This window comes from Amylibacter sp. SFDW26, from assembly GCF_009184395.1.
In the GTDB taxonomy this organism is placed as follows: domain Bacteria; phylum Pseudomonadota; class Alphaproteobacteria; order Rhodobacterales; family Rhodobacteraceae; genus Amylibacter.
In genome coordinates this window covers 231,142-252,865 of record NZ_WEIC01000005.1, presented here as the reverse complement: position 1 = coordinate 252,865, position 21,724 = coordinate 231,142, and the positions used below count along the sequence as shown (strand labels likewise).

Genomic DNA, 21,724 nt, shown 5'->3' with positions numbered 1-21,724 from the left:
ATTTGGTGCTTGGTAATATAATTGATGGTATTGCGCGTAATGCAGAGCGGGCAGCAGATGGCGTTTCAGAAGCATTGTTTGAGCCTGTCGTTCGTTTGGGTGTGACGGGCCTGTCACGCTCGGGTAAAACGGTTTTTATTACCTCTTTGGTTGCTAATTTAATGGATCGTGGCCGAATGCCACAGCTTATTGCAGCACAACAAGGACGTATTGTGTCGGCATTTTTGCAACCGCAGCCAGACGACACTGTCCCAAGATTTGAATATGAAGCGCATTTGGCTGCCATGACAGGTGCAAAGCCCTGTTGGCCACAATCGACGCGTTCCATTAGCCAATTACGATTGTCATTTCGGGTGCAGCCCAGCGGGATTATTGCAGGTGTACGGGGCGCGCGCACAGTGCATTTGGATATTGTAGATTATCCAGGTGAATGGTTGTTAGATTTACCACTTTTGAATTTAAGCTATGAAGATTGGTCTAAAAAAGCTTTGGCATTGGCCGAAAAACGTGTGCCACAATCGGATGCATTCTTTGAACTGTTAAGCAATGTTGACCCTGCGAAGCCGTTAGATGAATTACCTGCACAATGGTTGGCAAAAAGTTTTACCGAATATTTGGCTGTTAGCCGTGAAACGGGTTTTTCTGGCTGTGCACCAGGACGTTTTTTAATGCCAGGAGATTTAGAGGGCTCACCTGTTTTGACATTTTGTCCATTACCAAAGACAGCAGCAAAGCGTGGTACGCTTTATCGTGAATTTCAACGGCGGTATGAGGCGTATAAGACTAAGGTTGTTAAACCGTTTTTCAAGGACCATTTTTCGCGTATTGATCGACAAATTGTTTTGGTCGATGCGCTGGGAGCTGTGCATCACGGTCCACAAGCTGTTGGAGATTTGCACGGAGCTTTGGTGGAGGTTTTGCAGGCGTTTAAGCCTGGTCGTAAATCATGGTTAGCGTCTATTTTAGGCAAACGCCGTGTCGAGAAAATTTTGTTTGCTGCAACCAAGGCAGATCACTTGCACCACAGCCAGCATCCGCAGTTGGCTGCTTTGATGCAAGCTTTGGTGCGAGATGCGAAAGATCGCGCCGATTTTTCAGGTGCTCAAACGGATAGTATTGCGCTCGCTAGTTTGCGAACAACGGTGGAAGAAACACATGACCATTATGGGACAGCTTTGGAATGTGTGCGTGGAACTCTGCTTGAGACTGGGAAACAAGCTGCAATGTATGCAGGTCATTTACCTGAGAACCCTGTAAATATTTTGAATGTTGCACAATCTGGGGCAACCGAGTGGCTTGATGCAGATTATGCTGTGATGAACTTTTTACCCGCAAAAATATCTCTAAAACAAGGAGATGGCCCACCTCATATTCGCTTGGATAGAGCGGCAGAATTTTTATTGGGGGATAAACTGTCATGAAGCAGAAACCTGTTGTGATTGATCTGGAACCTAAAAAAGAGAAAAAAAAGAAACTGAGCCCAGCGGATGCGCCACCTGTTCCAGAGCTAGATATAGTTGCAGCACCTCCTGCGGCAATGGAGGCGGTCGCACGTTTGGCGGCGCGAAAACCATCACGGATTACGCGTCTGTTTTTGTGGTCTGTAATTACTTTATTGGGCTTCGTGGTATCTGTCGCATTTTGGGACTTTGTGACGGATTTGATGATGCGTAACATTTGGGTGGGACGTGCAGCTTTTGTCTTGATTGGATTTGTTGTGCTGTGCCTGTTGATGTTCGCATTCCGAGAATTGGCAGCTTTTGCACGGTTAAAGCGCATGGATGGATTGCGTGCTGCTTCATTGGAAGTTTCTGATTTAAAACAGGCACGTGGCTTTTCTGATCGTTTAAAACAACTTTATAAGGGACGTCGAGATTTACGTTGGGCATTTACAAATTTGGCAGATCGTTCAAGCGATGTGCTCGATCCAGACGCGTATATGGCATTGGTGGAAACTACTGTTATAGAGCCGTTAGATGCGATTGCGATGAAAGAGATTGAAGCCGCTAGTAGGCAAGTGGCAACTGCAACCGCTATTATCCCATTGGCCTTGGCCGATGTCGTTGTGGCTTTGACTGCTAATGTGCGTATGATCCGGCATATTGCTGAGATATATGGCGGGCGCTCTGGCACATTTGGATCATGGCGTTTGATGAAAACTGTTGCTGGGCATCTGGTGGCCACAGGTGCTGTTGCAATTGGGGACGATATGATCAGTTCTATTGCAGGTGGCAGTGTCCTATCGAAACTGTCGCGTCGTTTCGGTGAGGGGGTCATCAACGGTGCCTTAACCGCGCGTGTGGGAGTTGCTGCGATGGATGTATGTAGGCCAATGACATTTAAAAATGTAAAACGTCCGTCAGTTGCAGCAATGATGAAGAATGCTTTGATTGGGTTTGCGAGCCGTAGCTCTTAACGTAATTTTGGCGGTTGATCACTTGGGGTGTCACGGTAGGTTAATCCCATTTGCAATCCCCGCCCTATACGACGTGCAAAAGCATTAAAACTATCTGCTTGATATGGTTCCAAGGTTTCGCGAAGGCTGAATTCAAAAAGATCTAACCAAATTGGGAAGTGCTCTTCATGCACGTGCGGCGTGGCCATGTGCATGGCCATTGGATTTCCATCGTATTCTTTTTCATGCAAGATTGCATTTGCCCAGAACCGTGCAATCTTAGCCTCATGTTCAGGCCAAGCTACGGCTTGCTTTGGTATGCTTTTGGCGAAAATTGGACCTAAGGTAGGATGTTTGCGCACGTGATCATAAAAGAATGCGACAACATTTTCGATATCTGCCCGTGATACATCAAACCTTGGTGGTAAAGTATTAGGCAAAAGCAACCGCCACTAACAATCCTATTGGAAGCCAAATTAGGAAGTTAAAGAATGATCGCATCAACCCCATGTCTGATTTTGGATCAACACCATATTTTATACAAAGGTAGGTTCCTGGCCATAAAATAACATCTGCAATTTTTTCCATCATATGATTCCTTTAATTGCGTATTTAATTTACCGAATATATAGGGTTTTAATTCCGCATTGTAAATGCTAAATAAATTAGATGCAGTTAAGTAAGTTCACAGATTATGGTTTGCGGGTGCTTATGCACCTAGTAGCCGTGTCCCCCGACAAAGTTTCAGTTAATAGAATTTCTGAGGTTTTTGACATATCAGAACATCATGTCGCTAAGGTTGCATCTCAGCTTGTTAAAGGTGGGTTTGTATCGTCTGGACGTGGGCGTGCAGGTGGATTGACGTTGGCACAAGATCCTAAGTTGATTTCCATCGGTGCAGTTGTGCGCCATTTGTCTGGTGATGTGCCTGTTGCCGAATGTTTTAATACTGCTGGATGTGACTGCCGCGTTTTTGAACAATGCGGGTTACGGGGGCCATTATATGAAGCGCAAAAGGCGTTCTTTGCAGTTTTAGATAAGTACACTTTGGAGACTGTTGTTAAAGAGCGATCGTTGTTGCGTGAATTACTGGAACCCAATTGCAGCTAAATATCGATGCCACGATGCGGGGAAACCATTGTACCTTTGACAAGACTTGTAAGAATTTTAGGAGCAGGTGGAACCGTACTGGATGGTGCTAATAGCCAATCGCGTAGGATCGGTAGGATGCGGCTGTCTGATTGGTACATGGGAGTAAACATCCAACTCATGGCTTGGTATATTTTAACATGCCTTTTGCGAGATTTATGATATTCTGCTAATGCTTGCTCCAATGCATAGTGTTTAAGACAATGAGCTAAGGCATAAGCATCTAACAATGCCATATTGGCTCCTTGGCCCAATTGAGGGCTTGCGCGATGCGCCGCATCACCAATGTGTACCAATCCTTGAGAATATGGTTTGCGTAACGTGCCATGTGAATAGCGGGCGTGTGTCATTTGGGAATGAGATTGGATTTGTTCAACAAAAGGAGCCAGCTCAGACCATAGGCCGATAGCTCCTTTGCGCCACTCATCTATCGGTGTATTTTCCCATAAAGTGAAATCGTTACGAGGCATTGACCAAAATAATGCAGCTTTTGGTGAGTTATCATTCGGTAATGTGCCAATTGGTAATATGCCAATCATGTTGCTTGCGCGGCGGTAGCGTTGTTGTAGGCGAGAATAACTCAGCGATGTAGTTTCAGGCCAATCTACAGTTCCCCATATGGCGCCGTAGGGAAGTGGTTTTGCTGTCATTGGGCTAAGGGGCGATTTTGCGCCTGATGCATCTATAACCAGATCAAAAGGACCTGCTGTTTTACCTGTTAAGTCAAGTGTGTGTTTTCTATTTAGTAAGGTTGTGCCAGTCACACGGCTTGCCGTGGTTATGCTAACACCTTTGCGTTGTGAAGCATTTAATAAGGCTTCGAATAAACTTGCGCGGTGGATACCCAGACCGAAACTGTTGCCACCGTTTGGACCATAAGAGACATCAAGAACTTTGCGGCCAGTATGTGATTCATGCCCCAGCATCTGATAACCAGCAGCACCATAAGCAAGGGCATCTTCTGCCGCCCCCATTTTCTCAAGAACGCGCAAACCTACGGGCTGAATGACCAGACCAGAACCGACGGGTGCAGGGGTGTCGAATTGATCGTATAGGGTGATTTCGTGGTCTGTATCAGCCAGTAAATTGGCAATGGCCAATCCGCCGATACCGCATCCTGTTATTGCAATCTTCATCTTAAATCCTTGAACGCATGATTTCAGCCTAATATGGCTATAAAAACCATAAAACCATGCGTTTGGTCGCACGCGCTGGGGTGGACGCGGCTGCGATACCAACCTATAAGCCGCTTATGGCTTACGTATTGAACATTATCATACGAATTACTGGCCCGGCGCTTTAAACCTAAAAGCGACCGGGAAAAGGCGTATGGACAGTCCACGCCGATCCAAACCTGCCAACAGAATTTACCAAAACTGGAAAAGAATATGTGCGCTGACACGCCTGAGTATAAAGATACATTGAACCTGCCTGTAACTGACTTCCCTATGCGGGCAGGTCTGCCAAACCGTGAACCAAACTGGTTGGAGCGTTGGGAAAAAATTGGCATTTATGACCGCTTGCGTGAAAAGACAGGTCGCGAAAGCTTTGTGCTGCATGATGGCCCTCCGTATGCGAACGGACATCTGCATATTGGACATGCGCTGAACAAAATCCTGAAGGATTTTATTGTGCGTTCGCAACAGATGATGGGCAAAGACAGCCGTTATGTTCCTGGTTGGGATTGTCATGGGTTGCCGATTGAGTGGAAGATCGAAGAACAATACCGCAAGAAAGGCCGTAACAAAGATGACGTTCCTGTTGTGGAGTTGCGACAAGAATGTCGCAAATTTGCGGAAGGTTGGATCGATATCCAACGTGATGAATTCAAACGTTTAGGCATCACGGGTAAGTGGGATAATCCGTATCTAACGATGAACTACCACGCGGAAGCTGTGATCGCAGATGAGTTTATGAAGTTTGTGACAAACGGCGCATTGTATCAAGGGTCTAAGCCTGTGATGTGGTCGCCTGTTGAAAAGACAGCTTTGGCTGAGGCTGAGGTGGAATATCACGACAAAGAAAGCTTTACGGTTTGGGTGAAGTTTAAAGTTGTTCCTTCGGATGCATCACCAGATACGGCCGCGGACTTGAAAGACGCGTTCGTTGTAATCTGGACGACGACACCATGGACAATGCCATCAAACAAAGCTGTGGTTTATGGCGAAGGTATTTCTTATGGGCTTTACGAGGTTACAGGTACGCCAGAGGAATCTTGGGCGAATGTCGGTGACCGTTTCGTATTGGCAGATAACCTTGCGTCTGATGTGATGACCAAAGCACGTTTGGAAGAGGGGCAATATCGTCGCGTGCGTGATGTACCAGCGTCTGACCTGAAAGGTTTGGGCTTATTGCATCCTTTGGCAGGTGCCGAAGGGGGGAATGGCGAATGGGATGATATCCGTGATTTCCGTGCGGCTGAGTTTGTAACCGATACAGAAGGTACGGGGTTCGTTCACTGTGCACCTAGCCATGGTATGGAAGAATTTGAATTGTACCGTGATCTTGGGATGTTAGAGCAAGTCATTACTTATAACGTGATGGATGATGGTGGCTTCCGCGCTGATTTGCCGTTCTTTGGTGGGAAATACATCTTGAACCGCAAAGGCGGTGAGGGTGATGCGAATAAAACAATTATTGATAAGCTTGTAGAAGTCGGTGGTTTGCTGGCGCGCGGTAAAATTAAACACAGCTATCCGCATTCATGGCGTTCAAAGGCTCCGATCATTTATCGTAATACACCGCAGTGGTTTACCGCGATTGATAAAGAAATTGGTGGCAATAACGAGCATGGTAAAACCATCCGTGAACGTGCACTGACTGAAATTGATAACGTGAAATGGACACCGCAAACGGGCCGTAACCGTTTGTATTCCATGATTGAAGCACGCCCTGATTGGGTGATGTCGCGCCAACGTGCGTGGGGTGTGCCACTGACATGCTTTACCAAGAAAGGTGCTTTGCCGACAGATGAGGATTACATCCTGCGCGATGATGCTGTGAATGCGCGGATTGTCGAAGCATTTGAAGCTGAAAGTGCGGATTGCTGGTTTGAAGAAGGTTCTAAAGAGCGCTTCTTGGGCAATGATTATAACCCGGATGAGTGGGATCAAGTGTACGATGTATTGGACGTTTGGTTTGATTCAGGCTCTACACATGCATTTGTGATGCGTGACCGTGAAGATGGTGCTGAAAATGGCATTGCTGATCTGTATCTGGAAGGAACTGATCAACACCGTGGGTGGTTCCATTCATCTATGTTGCAATCATGTGGTACGAATGGGCGTGCGCCGTATAAAGGCGTGTTGACGCATGGCTTTACCTTGGATGAAAAGGGCATGAAGATGTCCAAATCTGTGGGTAATACGATTGCGCCAGAACAGGTGATCAAGCAATATGGTGCAGATATTTTGCGTCTCTGGGTGGCTCAGGCTGATTATACGGCTGATCTACGTATTGGTCCTGAAATTTTGAAAGGCGTGGCGGATAGTTACCGCCGATTGCGTAACACAATGCGTTTTATGTTGGGGAACCTGAATGGATTCACGGATGCAGAACGTGTTGAAGCTAAAGATATGCCAGAGCTAGAGCAATGGGTGTTACACCGTATGGCTGAATTGGATGTGGCTGTGCGTGAAGGTTACGCTGCCTACAACTTCCAATCTGTATTCCAACAGTTGTTCCAATTCTGTACGATAGACTTGTCGTCTGTATATTTCGATATCCGCAAAGATGCGCTTTATTGTGATGGTGATAATAGCATTACACGCCGGGCTTCACGTACTGTTTTGGATTTGTTGTTTACACGTCTGACAACTTGGTTGGCGCCAATGTTGGCGTTTACGATGGAAGATGTTTGGCTGGAACGCAATGAAGGCGATGAAGCGTCTGTTCACTTGGAAGACTTCCCAGAAACACCATCTGATTGGTTGAATGCTGAACTGGCTGCAAAATGGGCGAGAATCCGTGATGTGCGCCGTGTTGTGACTGGTGCGATTGAGATTGAACGCCGTGAGAAAAATATCGGTGCATCTCTAGAAGCAGCTCCTGTAGTTTATGTGGCAGATGAATATGTCCGAGATATTCTGAACTCGATCGATTTTGCCGATGCCTGCATCACATCGACCATTGAGGTCTCTGGCGATGCAGCGCCAGAAGGCGCGTTCGCGCTTGAGGATGTGGACGGTGTTGCCGTTGTTTTTGCTAAAGCTGTGGGCAAAAAATGTGGCCGTTGCTGGAAAATCCTGCCTGATGTTGGCCAGCATTCACATGCTGGAACATGTAAGCGGTGTTCAGGGGCTCTTGGTTAAGATGTCATAATATGGGCCGTCTGACTTGCGGCCCATTAAACATGTTCACAATTGTGCGTGATACTCTTGATAAATGACCATGCGTAGGCAAAACTCTTTTGCATGAACTGTAAATCTTTTGAATCTCCATTAGGTAAGATCCGCCTCATTGAAGAAGGTGGAAAAATCACACGTTTGCGGTGGGGGCTTCAGCTTGTGCAAAGCGATGATGATGACGATGATCAAGATTATGGCCAAAGTGATGTTTTAGATGCGGCAGTCGAGCAGTTAAAGACTTACTTTATAGGTGATTTGACTGAATTTGATCTACCGATTTCTCCGAAAGGGAATGGGTTTCAGCAAGACGTTTGGCGGATTATGCAATCAATACCTTTGGGTGAAACATTGACCTATGGTGACGTAGCGAAAAAGCTGGGCGCTGCTGCACAACCCGTTGGCCAAGCATGTGGGAATAACCCCATTCCTATTATTATACCATGTCATCGTATTTTGGGTGCAAATAATCTGGGTGGGTTTTCTGCTGAAGGTGGCATCGAGGATAAAGTATGGCTGCTTAAACACGAAAAAGCTGCGGGACTTTTGATATGAAAATTATGGCTCCGTTTGAGGCTTTAGACCGTATTATGAAAAGCCAATTTGGTATTTTTTGCTTAAGTATGGTCTTTGTTATTTGGTTAATTATTCAATTTTACAACAGTCCTTATATCAAAGAAGATTCCTATTGGGTAAGTTTGGTTATTCCTGATGCCCTACAAGAGTTGGAACCTGTGTTACAATGTGGACCGCGGTATTACAAACGTGAGTTTGGAGATCGGGGGGATCTTAGTGGGAAATTTCTAACTTTGAGTTACGGAACAACCGCAAGCAAAGAACAAATCGAGAGTATGTATGATTTAGCTGCGATTAGTGAAGCAGTTGGAGCACAATATGTTGTCGTAACTGTAGAGGATCAGAGCAGTGAAGTTAGTAACTGTTTAACGGCTAACATCACGGCCTATATTGGCGCTTAATTACACAGATTTTTCTGGGATCATCTGTTGCACAATACCAACGAACATCAAGTATAGGCTTGTGATTGATAATGCTGTGATTGTGGGTACGCCAATATTGAAATCAACCCAAGCAGCGTAACCACTTAGAGCTGTCCATAAAATAGCGATGGGAAGGTTGATATTGCGCCAGCGTTCTGTACGCACTGGATGGATAAATTTTAACGGTGCAAATTGTGCGGCTGCAATCATGATTGTTAGGATTGTAATGATTTGCCAACTTGGTGTTGTTGCGAACATTACAAGGATGAACATATTCCAACATCCTGGATAGCCTGAAAAACTGTTATCCTTTGTTTTCATTCGAGAATCTGCAAAATATACCACTGCTGTAAATGTGATTATGATGATACAAACCCAACCTGTCCAACCATTCAACAAGCCGCTTTTAAACAGGGCAAATGCTGGGATAAAAACATAAGTCAGATAGTCGATGATCAAATCCATTAAGACACCGTCATATTCTGGAGCGTTTGTTTTGACATCGTAACGGCGAGCTAAAGGGCCATCGATACCATCGACGACAAAAGCGACGACTAACCATAGGAACATCAGGCTCCATTCCGCTTCAACAGCAGCTAACATTGCAAGCATGGCAAAGACTGCACCTGTTGCGGTGAAGAAATGAACGGAAAGGGCTTTTAGACGTAAACTCATCATACTTTCATACAATGATCAGATCAGAAGGCAAGGATTTAGCTGCCTTTTGGATGTGCCTTTTTATAGACTTCCATCAATCTGGCTTGATCAACAGCTGTATAAGCTTGGGTGGTTGAAAGAGATGCATGACCAAGCAATTCTTGGATTGCACGTAGATCACCGCCAGCCTCTAACAGATGTGTTGCAAATGAGTGGCGCAAGGCATGTGGGGTTGCTGATGATGGCAAACCTAATTGCATACGTACCTGTTCCATAACCTTTTGAATTTGGCGTGGATTAAGCTTTTTACCACGTACACCCAGAAAAAGCGGGGTGTCTGGCTCATGTGAATGGGGGCATAGGCGTAGATATGTATTAACGGCTTCGCGGGCTGCTGGAATTACAGGTACTATGCGTTCTTTGTTGCCTTTTCCTAGAATTTTTAAAACCTCAGGCAGTGGCACCTGACTGAATGTCATATTTAGAGCTTCAGATATGCGTAAACCGCAGCCGTAGAGGAGGGTTAAAACTGCCGTATCGCGCGCGCCGACCCAACCATCTTGTGATTGAAATTCTGCGGTTTCAATAAGGGATTTGGCATCTATTTTACCGACAGGACGTGGCAAACCTGCTTGGAATTTGGGTGCGCGAGTTGCTAGTACGGCAGTGACTTCCATGCCTTCGGTTTCTGACAGCCAGCGATAAAAGCTTTTTACTGCGGATAAAGAGCGTGCCAAAGACCGTGCCTTGACACCACGCCTGCGTTCAAAGGCCATCCATGATCGCATATCGGTGATTGTGACTTTGCCAAGGGCGGTTTTCCCTAAGTTCTCGCCGATGTGATTTGCAAGAAACCCCAGATATCCAGAAACATCACGCTGATAGGCTTCTATTGTTTTTTCGGATTGTCCGCGAATGGCTTTGACATGGGTCAGCCAGTGTAACATCAGGTTATGTGCACCTGAATTGGCTGCCATCTATGCCAACCAGCGGCGCATGATCCGCGCGAATATACCACCAAGAAATAGTAATAAATCACTACCTTGTGCTGGGGCAAATTGATCTACCTTTGAAGATCCTAAAACCAACATTCCAGGCAAGTTACCTTTGCCGAGATCAAGTTTTAACAGGGCTTCTGACCTTATCGGATCAGCTGTCTCTGGAAACAGTGATATTTGTTGTGGTTTCGTTGCGCGCATTGTTACTGGGCGGCTGTTCATGTTGCGTCCATGGGTGATGTAATCTTCAATTTCACCGATAGCCATGAATGTAACACCTGTTCCAAATTCTTTGGATAGGGATGGGCCTTGGCCTGCTGATACAGCTTGAGTTTCTAGACATAGGCATACAGCATCAATGCCCAGTGTATTGGCAAGATCATTTTCGATAAACTTTAGAAATCCTGTGAAGTCTTCAGGTTCCAAGACAGACAAAACCGCACGATGGATTTGGTTTGTGCTAGAAACATTGTCATACGCAGCGGCAATAACTGTGCGATGTGTGTCTTCTAATTTGTTCAGGCGATCTTCCATGCGATCCATTGCGATAGATCGTAAGTCAATCACGTTGCTGGCTTGTTGTGCGCGATCCGCTGCGATCAGCGCACGCATAATGTCATGATCTTCTAAGAAAGCTTTTGGGTTCGCAAGAATTTCGTCGCGAACCTCGTTAAACTTTTCTGTGGCTTCAGTCATTTTTATTGTCCTTACAGGATTTGTTGACCCGTCTTAGCCCAATCCTTCATGAATGCGTCCAAACCTTTGTCAGTCAGAACATGGTTCGCCATTTTCTTGATCACCTCTGGTGGCGCAGTCATCACATCGGCACCGATTTTTGCACATTCTGATGCGTGATTAACGGAACGGATAGAAGCGGCCAAAATTTGTGTATCAAACATATAGTTATCATAGATTGTGCGGATATCTTCGATCAGGTCTAAACCTTCAAGGTTAAGATCATCCAAACGGCCAATGAATGGCGAAATGAATGTGGCACCCGCTTTGGCAGCCAGCAATGCTTGGTTTGCAGAGAAACAAAGCGTCACGTTCACCATTGTACCTTCTGATGACAGTGTTTTACATGTTTTCAAACCAGCCCAGGTAAGTGGTACTTTCACAGCGATGTTGTCTGCGATTTTCGCTAACTTACGGCCTTCTTTGATCATCTCGTCGTATTCCATCGCTACAACTTCAGCACTGACTGGACCCTCCACCATTGCGGCGATTTCTTTAGTCACTTCCAAAATATCACGACCTGATTTCATAATCAGGGATGGGTTGGTTGTTACGCCGTCCACCATGCCTAGGTCGTTAAGTTCTGCGATTGCATCAACTTCTGCGGTATCTACGAAAAATTTCATGAAGGAACCCTTGTTGTCTTGTACGTTTGTTACTGTGCTTAAACGTGTATTACAGTATGCATGGCGAATACGAAACAAAAGAATGTAAAGAAGTCTGAACAAAGTGACACGAACAGGGGAAAAATCCTATTTTGAAGCGGGTACGTTGGTTGCGGTATTAACTGCAGAACCAATCAACCGTTTCTTGGATTATAAAGCGCCAGAGGGTGGTGTTTTTGTTGGATCGTTTGTTCAAGTGCCGCTTGGACCACGTAAGGTTTTAGGTGTTGTTTGGGGCGCTGGTGTTGGTGGCTTTGACTTGTCCAAAGCACGGCCTGTTTCGCAGGTATTGGATGTGGCACCAATGCGCGAAGAGATGATGGTGTTTTTGCAAAAAGTTGCAGATTACACGCTGACGCCTATGTCTGCGATGTTGCGATTGGCGACACGTGCACCTGGATTGGGCGATCCTATTTCGATGCGAAAGGTTTATGCATTAGGCGATGTTGAACCTGATCGCATAACCGATGCGCGGACGCGTGTATTGAATGTGCTGCGCGAGAACAAAGCGTCGCGGTTGACCAAAAAAGAATTGGCGGATTTGGCGGGTGTGACTGCATCCGTTGTGGATGGTTTGGTGAAGCTAAAAGCCGTGGCAGAAGTGGAAACACCGCGTGATACGGCCTATCCAAAACTTGACCCGATGATGGCTGGATTGGAATTAAGTGAGAGCCAGAAAACGGGCGGGGATGCTTTGCGGGCATCCATAGCAGAACAAACCTATTCTACAACGTTGCTGAAAGGTGTTACAGGTTCTGGTAAGACCGAAGTCTATATGGAAGCAGTTGCGGAATGCTTGGCGCAGGGAAGGCAAGCTTTGGTATTGTTACCAGAAATTGCATTGACGGTTGAATTTTTAGACCGCGTTGAAAAACGCTTTGGTGCGCGGCCTGCGGAATGGCATTCGGGTGTGACAATGACAGAACGCCGCCGCTGTTGGCGTATGATCGGGGACGGTAAAGCGCAATTGGTCGTGGGGGCGCGATCAGCCCTATTCCTACCATACCAAAACCTTGGCCTGATCATTGTCGATGAAGAACATGATACCTCCTATAAACAAGAAGAAGGTGTGTTTTATTCTGCACGCGATATGGCTGTGATGCGCGCCTCTATTGTTGGGGCATCTGTTGTGTTGGCTTCTGCCACACCATCGCTGGAAACTTGGGCGAATGCGGATGCAGGCAAGTATAAACGGGTTGATTTAGAAGGGCGTTTTGGTACCGCTGAATTGCCCGATATGGAACCAATTGATTTGCGCATGGAAGAGATGGAAACCCAAAGTTGGATTTCCCCCGCTTTGCATGGCGAAGTTCAATCGCGGTTGGATAAAGGCGAGCAATCATTGCTGTTTTTAAACCGTCGCGGTTATGCGCCTGTGACTGTTTGCAGGGCATGTGGGCATCAGGTGGGGTGTGATGATTGCGATGCGCGCATGGTCGAGCATAAATATCATGGTCAGTTGATTTGTCACCAATGCGGGGAAACGAAGCCTGTCCCAACTAAATGCCCGAATTGCGATGTTGAGGGACGGATGGCAGCTGTTGGACCAGGCGTGGAACGGTTGGCAGAAGAGGCCGAGGTACGATTTCCTGATGCAAAGATTGAAGTGCTATCCTCTGACATGGCATTGTCAGCCCGCGCTTTAAAGGAACGTATCCATTCTATTGCTGCGGGTGAGGCGGATATCATCATCGGCACGCAAATGGTCGCGAAAGGGCATAACTTTCCATTATTGACCTGCGTGGGCGTGATTGATGCTGATCTTGGCTTGCAAGGGGGTGATCTGCGCGCGGCTGAACGAACGTTCCAATTGATCCGACAGGTTGCAGGACGGGCAGGGCGCGCTGAAAAGCGTGGTGTTGCGTTTATTCAAACTCACCAACCCGATCATCCTGTGATCCAAGCGATTATGAAGGGCGAGGAAGAAGAGTTTTGGCGGGCAGAAGCCGCGCAAAGACGCGAAGCGGGGGTGCCACCCTATGGACGTTTAGCTGGTATCGTCATTTCAGGGCCTGACTTAAAGGCTGTTTATGATGTGGCAACGGCTTTATCGCGCAATATAGAGGGCTTGCGCCAGATTGGGGCGGATGTGTTTGGGCCAGCCCCTGCACCAATTGCACGTGTGCGGGGCAATCACCGTGTGCGATTGCTGGTGAAGGCAGCAAAGACCACGCATATTCAACCAACCTTGGAACGTTGGCGAAATTCTATTAAAGCGCCGAATAATGTACGTATCAGCATCGATATTGATCCACAGAGTTTTTATTAAAACGTTTGAGTTATTATTGATCTCGGCATCGATGGTTGTGATTTTTACTATACATTTAGAAAATGTCCCAGTTGGGACATTATATTAAGGTGTTGAATTTAAATGTTTTTCCCAAAATAAAGCTTAAACATTTCAAAAATAAATCTATGCGATACTATACCAACCCGCTTTCAACACCCGCTTCTGGCTTGTGTTGCCATATGTCGGCTTTGAGCCCAAATTAAACATACGTGTACTAGGATAAAACCAAATATAGATTGTGTGATTATCTATTTCCACTCTAGTTCGATTTGGTTTAAATAAACTGTGTATGAAGCATTCAGCGTCGAACTAGGAGTATAAGCATGGAAACAACGACATACCTTACTTTCCTTGTAGTCGTGTTTGCAGTTTTGATAGCTCCGGGCCCTTCAGTTACGATTAGTATGGCGCATGGCGCAAAATTTGGAGCTGGTCGTGCTGCAATTACCGGACTTGGTGATATTTCAGCAAATCTGTTACAAATGATAGCAGCAGTGGCTGGACTTGGCGCTATTATATCTCAATCCGCCATTCTTTTTTCTTTTATCAAATGGGTAGGCGTCGCTTATTTACTCTATCTTGGAGCGATGATGATTTTACGCGCGGGGCGCGTTAAAAATCAAAATATATCAGTTCCAATCAATCCACCCTCATTGTTCTGGCATTATAGACAAGGCTTCATTGTTGCTGCCAGCAGTCCAAAAGCCATTTTGTTTTATGGAGCGCTTTTTCCGCAATTTATAACTCCAGCATACGACCTATTACCTCAATTCATATTGCTGGCTGCAACATGTGTTTTTCTTGATTGGTGTATAGTAATTAGTTATGGCGCATTAGCTGCAAGGGCTGCAAGAACGGCAAATGGTAGCCCTTGGATTGATCGTCTTGGTGGTGCCGCGCTGATTACTACAGCAGGCTTTTTGGCGAAAACAGAGCGATAGTACGTCCCTGCTTTTTGTATGGGTATCCAAACTCATAGCACCTAAAGAGTAAGTGGAAATGAGATTGGTTGGCCAAGAAATCGGGTTTTAGCTTAAATTTGTAAAAGGACGCTTTGTCCCCCATACCAGACAACACACCGAATTTGTCTAATGATGGCTTTAGCTTCTCAAAGCACATAGCTGAGCGTAAGATTGACCCGCTCTCCGATCTTTGCGTTTCCGAAATGCCTCATCCTGCTCATATGTTTTTGGGGATAGGAAACTGTCGTACCTCGTTTTGAAGCTTCATTTGTATCGGTTTCAGAAAAAATCAAAACGCTATAATCTCTAGCCTTTCTAAATCCACCCCGTTAGAAGGATTTTTGAAGGGACGATAAGATGACGACGAAGCTTAATATTCAACCAGGCATTATGGGTGTGAAACCCTATGTTGGTGGTGTCAGCAAAATCGAAGGCAATGCCAATGCGATCAAGCTGAGCTCGAATGAAAACCCACTTGGGCCAAGCCCAAAAGCGATTGCTGCCTATCAGGCAGAAGCGGGTCATTTGCATCGTTATCCATCCGAAAGTCACGCAGGTTTGCGCGAATTGATTGCCGCGACTTACAAATTGGATGTGGACCGCATTCTTATGGGGTGTGGCTCGGATGAAATCATCAGTTTCTTGTGCCGTGCTTTTGCGGGTGAAGGGGATGAGGTTCTTTATACGGAACATGGTTTTGGTATGTACCAGATTTCAGCGCGACTTTCTGGTGCAACACCTGTGTCTGTGCCAGAGAAAAACCGTGTGACAGATGTGGATGCGCTTTTGGGGGCATGTACAGAAAACACGCGTCTGATATTCTTGGCTAACCCGAATAATCCAACGGGCACTATGACGCCTGACGCTGAAATTGCACGGCTGGCAGATAATATGCCAGAGGGCTGTTTGTTGGTTTTAGACGGTGCTTATGCAGATTTTGTATACGGCTTTGATGGCGGTGCTGGATTTGTAGAAGCGCGCGATAATGTTGTGATGACACGCACATTTTCAAAAATCTTCGGCCTTGGCGGTTTGCGCATAGGTTGGGGGTATGGTCCCAAAGATGTGATGGAAGTACTTAGCCGTTTGCGTGGCCCGTTCAATGTCAGTTCGGCTGCGTTGGTTACTGCAAAGGCTGCTTTAGAAGATACCGAATACACAGAACATTGCCGCGCAGAAAATGAAAAGTGGCGTGGTTGGTTGGCTGCAGAACTGGAAAAGATTGGCCTGCCGTCTGATCCATCATTCGCGAACTTTATTCTTATCCGTTTTAAGGATGAAGAAGAGGCTTTGGCTGCCAATGCGCATATGAATGAAAATGGTTTGATTGTGCGTATGGTTGCGAACTACAATTTGCCACATGCGATGCGTATTACAATTGGTGATGAGCAATCATGCCGTCAGGTTGTTGCCGCGTTGACAGAGTTTAAGGCGGGGTAATGGCAGTTCTATACGAAAAAGTTGCTTTGATCGGTTTGGGTTTGATCGCTGGGTCATTGGCGCATGCGATACGTCGTGGTGGTTTGGCCAATACGATTTCTGGATATGCACGCTCTGCTGAAACGCGCGAAATAGCACGTGAAATCTCATTATGCGATGATGTTTGTGATAATGTTGCCGATACCGTTAAAGATGCAGATTTGGTTATTTTATGCGTACCCGTTGGTGTGATGGGTGTTGTTGCCGAAGAGATGAAACCGCACTTAAAAAGAGGTGCAATTGTAAGTGACGTTGGCTCTGTTAAGGCTGCAGTTATAGCGAGCGTTGCACCACATATCCCTGAAGACGTGCATTTCATTCCTGCACACCCACTGGCAGGTACAGAACATTCTGGACCTCACTCTGGGTTTGCTGAACTCTTTGATGACCGTTGGTGTATTCTTGTTCCTGTTGAAAATACGAATACGGATGTACTGACCCAGTATGTGAATTTTTGGAAAGCTGTTGGTTCTAATGTTGAGATCATGGATGCTGAACACCATGATTTGACATTGGCGGTTACATCGCATGTCCCGCATTTGATCGCTTATACTATGGTCGGTGTGGCGGATGATTTAGGGCGTGTGACAGACAAAGAAGTCATCAACTTTTCCGCAGCGGGTTTCAGAGACTTTACACGTATTGCGGCGTCTGATCCAACTATGTGGCGTGATGTGTTTTTGAACAATAAAGAAGCGACTTTAGATATTCTGGGGCGTTTTACCGAAGAATTATTTGACCTTCAAAAGGCCATTCGTGGTGGTGATGGCGACTATTTGCACAAATATTTTACTAGGACACGTGCGATACGCCGTGATATTCTGGATGCAGGGCAAGATACGGATGTGCCAAATTTCGGGCGCAATCTGACCAAGGAGAGCTGATCAATATGATCAAGAAGGCGACAGGTTTGGCTGTGTTGCTGGTGTTTGCAACGACAGCATACGCAAGTTTTGCACCTGACACCTCTCCTATTCCACGGCTGCGGGGTAGTGCTCCTGATACAACGGCTGTTGTTTTTAACGGGTTAAACCGATCCCCTATTCCACCGTTGCGTGGCGCTTTACAAAATAGCAAGTTTGAGAAGACCCGTGAAGAGATTGCGGCATTGGTTCAAATTGCAGAACATGAACGTCAAGAACGTTTGTTCAAAGAGTTGGCAAATAAATCGAAAAGTACGGGTCAAACGGTAGCTATCGGTTTGGATCATCTGAAAGCCTCTCCGGTCCCGCGTTTGCGCCCCAGCTATCTTGCGAAAGCGCGTAGCACTCAGCAGGTGGCGCGTATTGAACCTGTGAAGCCAAGAAAAAAACGTAAAGAAAAGACGCGTGTTTCGCGTAAAGGGTCTGTGTGTGGTGTGCCGAGTATTAAGGGTACAAATGGTGCGCGGATATTCGGCAAGGGTGGATGTGGGGTCGCAAACCCTGTGAGTGTGACCGAAGTGTCAGGTGTTGCGCTAACTCGCCCCTTGGTCGTGAACTGTACAACAGCGAAGCGGTTTAATTCATGGGTGTCTCGCTCGGCAAAGCCTGTTGTCGGACGTCAGGGCGGCGGTTTGCAGACTATTCAAATCATTGGTGGATATTCTTGCCGGACGCGCAACAGCAAACGAGGGGCAAAACTCTCGGAACATGCTTATGGCAATGCTGTTGATATTGCGGGTTTTAAACTGCGCGATGGTACAATTTATAGCGTTAAAAAGAACTGGCGGGGTCGAGGCAGTACAACACTAAGACGACTACACAAAACAGCGTGCGGGCCGTTTGGAACCGTACTTGGCCCCAATGCCAACCGCGCACATGCGGATCATTTCCATTTTGATATCGCAAAACATCGCGGTGGGGCATACTGCCGTTAATTGCGTTTTAAACGGGGGGCTTTGCCGATTGGAATTGGACCAATACTCATAACGCGGTTTGCAAAGCTTAGGGGCACATCCAATGTGTCTTTGTTCCCAGATAACATTGCCACCAACCCCAAGCCTGTTTCCAAGGATTTGCCTGTGTTTGCATCTAATGTACCACTTGAAACGGCCAATTGGATCATGTCTTTCCAGTTTTTAGCACGCAAAGACAGCTTACCTGTTGGGTATCCTAAACCGTCCACATCTAGGGTGCCTTTGGCCTGAATTTGCATCTCGCCCCATTTGGCGTCGAATGTATCAACGCCCAAATATGTTAGGTTCGGTGCAGAGCCTTCTACCGCTATGCGATCCCATGGGGCGTCAAAGCCAGCGGTGGTTTTAATAACCAATGTTTCGAATGCGCTTGGTAATATAGATTTTGGATCTAGCCATTTTTTGATTGCAGCAGAGGGTACAAAGTTATTCGCATCAAAAGCGATGTCATGTGCAAAATCTTTAGTCTCTGATTGGCGGCTGGCCAATACTGCAGATTCGATTGAACTGGATTGTTTGTCACTTGTGCTGACCATTATGTCCTTCAATGTGATCGTAGAACGGTCTAGTTCCAAGCTGCTATTTGCCTCAAATACTAAACTGCCGCGCATATCGCTGCTTGTGATTGTGAATTTTTGATGTGGCGTAGATACCGTTTGTTCATTTGGCCAAACAGCGATGAAATGATTTGGTTTATAGCTTAAGGATAAAACTTGGAAAAATGGTGCTTTCCATGCCCACCCAGAGCGGGGGTTAACCAATTCCATGTCAGATATGGTTGTATCAAAACGATTTGGGAAACCTTCGACAGTTAAAGCGGTATAATCAGCAACCCAACCTTTGCTACGGCGTTCCTCTAGCCATAAGGTTGCTGCTTTTTCATGTGCTGTTGATCCGATGAACCAATATCCAAACCAGCCGAGTGCTGCTAAAAAAAGAACGCTGATAATCGTACGCATGATTTTATCCTGTTTTCACAAATTCCTTCGGGTTATAGCATCTATAATTAAAGGAGCCAGTAGAATGGTTGAAAACGGTTTTTGGGTATTCGGGTACGGATCATTGATCTGGCAGCCAGAGTTTATTTATGCCAAAAAACATATTGCAACATTGCAAGGATATGCACGCAGTTTTTGTATGCTATCTATTCATCATCGAGGCAGTGAAGAAAGCCCAGGTTTGGTATTGGCTTTAGATGAGAATGATCAAGCGACTTGTGAAGGTGTTGCATTTTTCATTGAAGCAGAACATGCAACTAAAGCGATCAAAGATTTGCGAGAGCGAGAACTCGTTTCATCAGCTTATATTGAAGTTACTTTACCTGTTAAACTACAGACAGGCGAAGAGGTCAAAGCTGTAAGTTATGTTATTAACCGCGATAATGTGCAATATTGTGGCGGCATGCCGCTGGAAGAACAAGCACAGATCATTGCGCGTGCTGTTGGCGGACGAGGCCCTAATACAGAATACTTGTATAATACTTGCGACTGTTTGAATGGGTTGGGTTTAGATGATGCAGATCTCGCCTTCTTAGAAAGTCGTGTAAAGGCTTTGACGGCATAAAAAAGCTCCTGAAGAGGAGCCTTTAGTTTATTTTACATTTTCAACATAGACCATCATCGGGTCTGCTTTTGTAACGCGTACGCTTGCACCAGCTTTTGCTGTCTGGCCATCCGCCCATCGGGCTTGCCAACGTGTGCCTTCGATTTCTACTGCGCCATCCCCTGCATCAAACTCAAGTACTTTGGCAGAGCGACCAATCAATAAAGATGATCGATTGTTCAACGTTGTATCTGCTGTACCACCGCCGTCGCCATATTTGGCAACTAGGAAGCGGCCGGCAAATGTAAATACGATCGACATAACAGCATAAGTCGCGATTTGTGCTGGGCCAGACATATTTGGCGATATAACCAGTAACCCTGCCATTGCTAAGGCTGCAAGTCCTGGCCAAATCAGGAAGAATGACATTGTCGCCATTTCGATTGAGCCGAGTGCAAAGGCTAAAATAACCCACCACCATGGTGAAACGCCTTCAAGGAATTGGATGATTTCCATGAAATACCCCTTTCTTATTTTTTCTTATCGTCGCCCATGACCGCTTTTGCGATATCCGCAATACCGCCAACAGACCCGATCAAGCTGGATGCCTCTAATGGGATCATAACTGTCTTGGAAGATGGTGACGATGCCACATCACGCAAAGCTTCTGTGTATTTCTGGGCAACGAAATAATTGATTGCTTGAACATCACCTTTGGCAATTGCTTCGGATACCATTTGAGTCGCTTTAGCTTCGGCTTCTGCAGAACGTTCACGTGCTTCTGCATCCAAGAACGCTGCTTCTTTGCGGCCTTCGGCTTCACGGATTTGACTTTCACGTTCACCTTCGGCTTGAAGGATGGCAGATTGTTTCATACCTTCGGCTTGTAAGATTTCAGCACGTTTTGTACGTTCTGCTTTCATCTGACGTGCCATTGCTTCGTTAATATCTGATGGCGGTGCTAAGTCTTTGATCTCAACACGTGTAACTTTTACACCCCAAGGTTGGGCGGCACCATCAATAACGCTCAGAAGTTTAGCATTGATTACTTCGCGGTTGGACAAGCTTTCATCCAAGTCCATTGAGCCCACAACAGAACGAATGTTTGTTTGGCTTAAGTTAGAAAGCGCGCGGCGTAGATCAAGTACTTCATAGGCTGCTTTGGCTGCGTCAACGACTTGATAGAATGTAACTGCATCAGCCACGACCATTGCGTTGTCTTTGGTAATCACTTCTTGGCTGTCGATATCAAGAACGGTTTCCATCATGTTAATTTTTGCACCAACTTTGTCCATAACTGGGATCAAAAAGTGCAAACCTGGGCTCAATGTACGTGTATAACGACCAAAACGTTCAACGGTCCATTCGTCCCCTTGAGGAACAGATTTGACCATCATTAAGATTAAAATGATTGCAAAAACTAGTAAGAACAGTGCCGAGCCTGTGCTAGCGGCAATGCCGAAAATATCTGACATGTAGAAAACCTCTCGTTTAAAAATCTTAGTCTATACTTGGGGATTAATTCACTTTTTTCAATCTTTATACAACCAAAATGCTCGGAAAACTTTAGTTGGTTTTTTATGGGTCTCGGGCTAAGGTTTTTGCGAACTCACT

The 21,724-nt window shown here is 46.0% G+C and carries 22 protein-coding genes; 12 read left to right on the top strand and 10 right to left on the bottom strand.

The features are described 5' to 3' along the window. Positions 1-2 precede the first annotated feature (2 nt). Together F9L33_RS14395 and F9L33_RS14390 are read left to right on the top strand one after the other, a co-directional pair. A complete protein-coding gene (locus F9L33_RS14395) occupies positions 3-1,421 on the top strand; it encodes a YcjX family protein (RefSeq protein WP_152143497.1) in 1,419 nt (472 codons plus the stop codon). Beyond that, a complete protein-coding gene (locus tag F9L33_RS14390; protein ID WP_152143496.1) occupies positions 1,418-2,416 on the top strand; it encodes a YcjF family protein in 999 nt (332 codons plus the stop codon). The genes F9L33_RS14395 and F9L33_RS14390 overlap by 4 nt, the downstream gene beginning before the upstream one ends. Here F9L33_RS14390 and F9L33_RS14385 read toward each other — a convergent pair. Beyond that, positions 2,413-2,835 carry a group III truncated hemoglobin gene (locus F9L33_RS14385; protein WP_152143495.1) on the bottom strand — a complete coding sequence of 141 codons (423 nt, stop codon included), beginning with the start codon at positions 2,833-2,835 and terminating at the stop codon, positions 2,413-2,415. The two genes, F9L33_RS14390 and F9L33_RS14385, sit on opposite strands and share 4 nt — an antisense overlap. Further along, a complete protein-coding gene (locus F9L33_RS15840; protein WP_193222059.1) occupies positions 2,828-2,986 on the bottom strand; it encodes a hypothetical protein in 159 nt (52 codons plus the stop codon). Before F9L33_RS15840 ends, F9L33_RS14385 begins: the two co-directional genes overlap by 8 nt. A gap of 78 nt (positions 2,987-3,064) precedes the next feature. On the opposite strand from F9L33_RS15840, the gene F9L33_RS14380 reads away from it, so the two are divergent. After that, on the top strand, positions 3,065-3,505 hold the full coding sequence (locus F9L33_RS14380) for an Rrf2 family transcriptional regulator (protein ID WP_152143494.1): 441 nt from the start codon (positions 3,065-3,067) through the stop codon (positions 3,503-3,505). Here the strand turns inward: F9L33_RS14380 and F9L33_RS14375 are convergent. Next, the gene (locus F9L33_RS14375) at positions 3,502-4,680 is read right to left on the bottom strand and encodes an NAD(P)/FAD-dependent oxidoreductase (protein WP_152143493.1); all 1,179 of its coding nucleotides are present in this window, start codon (positions 4,678-4,680) and stop codon (positions 3,502-3,504) included. The genes F9L33_RS14380 and F9L33_RS14375 overlap by 4 nt on opposite strands. 252 nt (positions 4,681-4,932) lie before the next feature. Here F9L33_RS14375 and ileS point away from each other — a divergent pair, with 252 nt between their 5' ends. The 3 genes from ileS to F9L33_RS14360 all read left to right on the top strand — a co-directional run bounded on the left by ileS (position 4,933) and on the right by F9L33_RS14360 (position 8,864). Next, complete coding sequence (ileS, locus tag F9L33_RS14370) at positions 4,933-7,854, top strand: isoleucine--tRNA ligase (RefSeq protein WP_152143492.1); 2,922 nt, start codon at positions 4,933-4,935, stop codon at positions 7,852-7,854. A 102-nt stretch (positions 7,855-7,956) separates the two neighbouring features. After that, complete coding sequence (locus tag F9L33_RS14365; protein WP_152143491.1) at positions 7,957-8,442, top strand: methylated-DNA--[protein]-cysteine S-methyltransferase; 486 nt, start codon at positions 7,957-7,959, stop codon at positions 8,440-8,442. Then, the gene (locus tag F9L33_RS14360) at positions 8,439-8,864 is read left to right on the top strand and encodes a hypothetical protein (RefSeq protein ID WP_152143490.1); all 426 of its coding nucleotides are present in this window, start codon (positions 8,439-8,441) and stop codon (positions 8,862-8,864) included. The genes F9L33_RS14365 and F9L33_RS14360 overlap by 4 nt, the downstream gene beginning before the upstream one ends. Here F9L33_RS14360 and F9L33_RS14355 read toward each other — a convergent pair whose 3' ends face one another. The 4 genes from F9L33_RS14355 to fsa are packed head-to-tail and all read right to left on the bottom strand — an operon-like array spanning position 8,865 to position 11,901. Then, on the bottom strand, positions 8,865-9,560 hold the full coding sequence (locus tag F9L33_RS14355) for a phosphatidylcholine/phosphatidylserine synthase (protein WP_152143489.1): 696 nt from the start codon (positions 9,558-9,560) through the stop codon (positions 8,865-8,867). A 38-nt stretch (positions 9,561-9,598) separates the two neighbouring features. Next, the gene (locus tag F9L33_RS14350) at positions 9,599-10,519 is read right to left on the bottom strand and encodes a tyrosine recombinase XerC (protein WP_152143488.1); all 921 of its coding nucleotides are present in this window, start codon (positions 10,517-10,519) and stop codon (positions 9,599-9,601) included. Beyond that, positions 10,520-11,236, bottom strand: coding sequence for a DUF484 family protein (locus tag F9L33_RS14345; RefSeq protein WP_152143487.1), 717 nt, complete (start codon positions 11,234-11,236; stop codon positions 10,520-10,522). A gap of 11 nt (positions 11,237-11,247) precedes the next feature. Continuing rightward, a complete protein-coding gene (fsa, locus tag F9L33_RS14340; protein ID WP_152143486.1) occupies positions 11,248-11,901 on the bottom strand; it encodes a fructose-6-phosphate aldolase in 654 nt (217 codons plus the stop codon). Between the two features lie 103 nt (positions 11,902-12,004). On the opposite strand from fsa, the gene F9L33_RS14335 reads away from it, so the two are divergent. The 5 genes from F9L33_RS14335 (at position 12,005) to F9L33_RS14315 (ending at position 18,529) form a co-directional block, all read left to right on the top strand. Further along, positions 12,005-14,209, top strand: a complete 2,205-nt coding sequence (locus F9L33_RS14335) for a primosomal protein N' (protein WP_152143485.1) — start codon at positions 12,005-12,007, stop codon at positions 14,207-14,209. 344 nt (positions 14,210-14,553) lie between these two features. Beyond that, positions 14,554-15,171 carry a LysE family translocator gene (locus F9L33_RS14330; protein WP_152143484.1) on the top strand — a complete coding sequence of 206 codons (618 nt, stop codon included), beginning with the start codon at positions 14,554-14,556 and terminating at the stop codon, positions 15,169-15,171. Positions 15,172-15,549: 378 nt separating this feature from the next. Continuing rightward, complete coding sequence (gene hisC / locus F9L33_RS14325; protein WP_152143483.1) at positions 15,550-16,632, top strand: histidinol-phosphate transaminase; 1,083 nt, start codon at positions 15,550-15,552, stop codon at positions 16,630-16,632. Continuing rightward, positions 16,632-17,555, top strand: a complete 924-nt coding sequence (locus F9L33_RS14320; protein WP_152143482.1) for a prephenate/arogenate dehydrogenase family protein — start codon at positions 16,632-16,634, stop codon at positions 17,553-17,555. Before hisC ends, F9L33_RS14320 begins: the two co-directional genes overlap by 1 nt. A gap of 5 nt (positions 17,556-17,560) precedes the next feature. Then, the gene (locus F9L33_RS14315) at positions 17,561-18,529 is read left to right on the top strand and encodes an extensin family protein (protein WP_152143481.1); all 969 of its coding nucleotides are present in this window, start codon (positions 17,561-17,563) and stop codon (positions 18,527-18,529) included. On the opposite strand, the gene F9L33_RS14310 is transcribed toward F9L33_RS14315, so the two are convergent. Then, positions 18,526-19,527 (bottom strand): DUF2125 domain-containing protein, encoded by a 1,002-nt coding sequence (locus F9L33_RS14310; RefSeq protein WP_152143480.1) that lies wholly within the window; start codon positions 19,525-19,527, stop codon positions 18,526-18,528. The genes F9L33_RS14315 and F9L33_RS14310 overlap by 4 nt on opposite strands. Positions 19,528-19,591: 64 nt before the next feature. Between F9L33_RS14310 and F9L33_RS14305 the strand changes: the two genes are divergently transcribed. Further along, positions 19,592-20,131: a gamma-glutamylcyclotransferase gene (locus F9L33_RS14305; RefSeq protein ID WP_152143479.1), complete on the top strand. Its 540-nt coding sequence runs from the start codon at positions 19,592-19,594 to the stop codon at positions 20,129-20,131. A gap of 27 nt (positions 20,132-20,158) precedes the next feature. Here F9L33_RS14305 and F9L33_RS14300 read toward each other — a convergent pair whose 3' ends face one another. Together F9L33_RS14300 and F9L33_RS14295 are read right to left on the bottom strand one after the other, a co-directional pair. After that, the gene (locus tag F9L33_RS14300; RefSeq protein ID WP_152143478.1) at positions 20,159-20,626 is read right to left on the bottom strand and encodes an NfeD family protein; all 468 of its coding nucleotides are present in this window, start codon (positions 20,624-20,626) and stop codon (positions 20,159-20,161) included. 14 nt (positions 20,627-20,640) lie between these two features. Continuing rightward, complete coding sequence (locus F9L33_RS14295; protein ID WP_152143477.1) at positions 20,641-21,585, bottom strand: SPFH domain-containing protein; 945 nt, start codon at positions 21,583-21,585, stop codon at positions 20,641-20,643. Positions 21,586-21,724 lie beyond the last annotated feature (139 nt).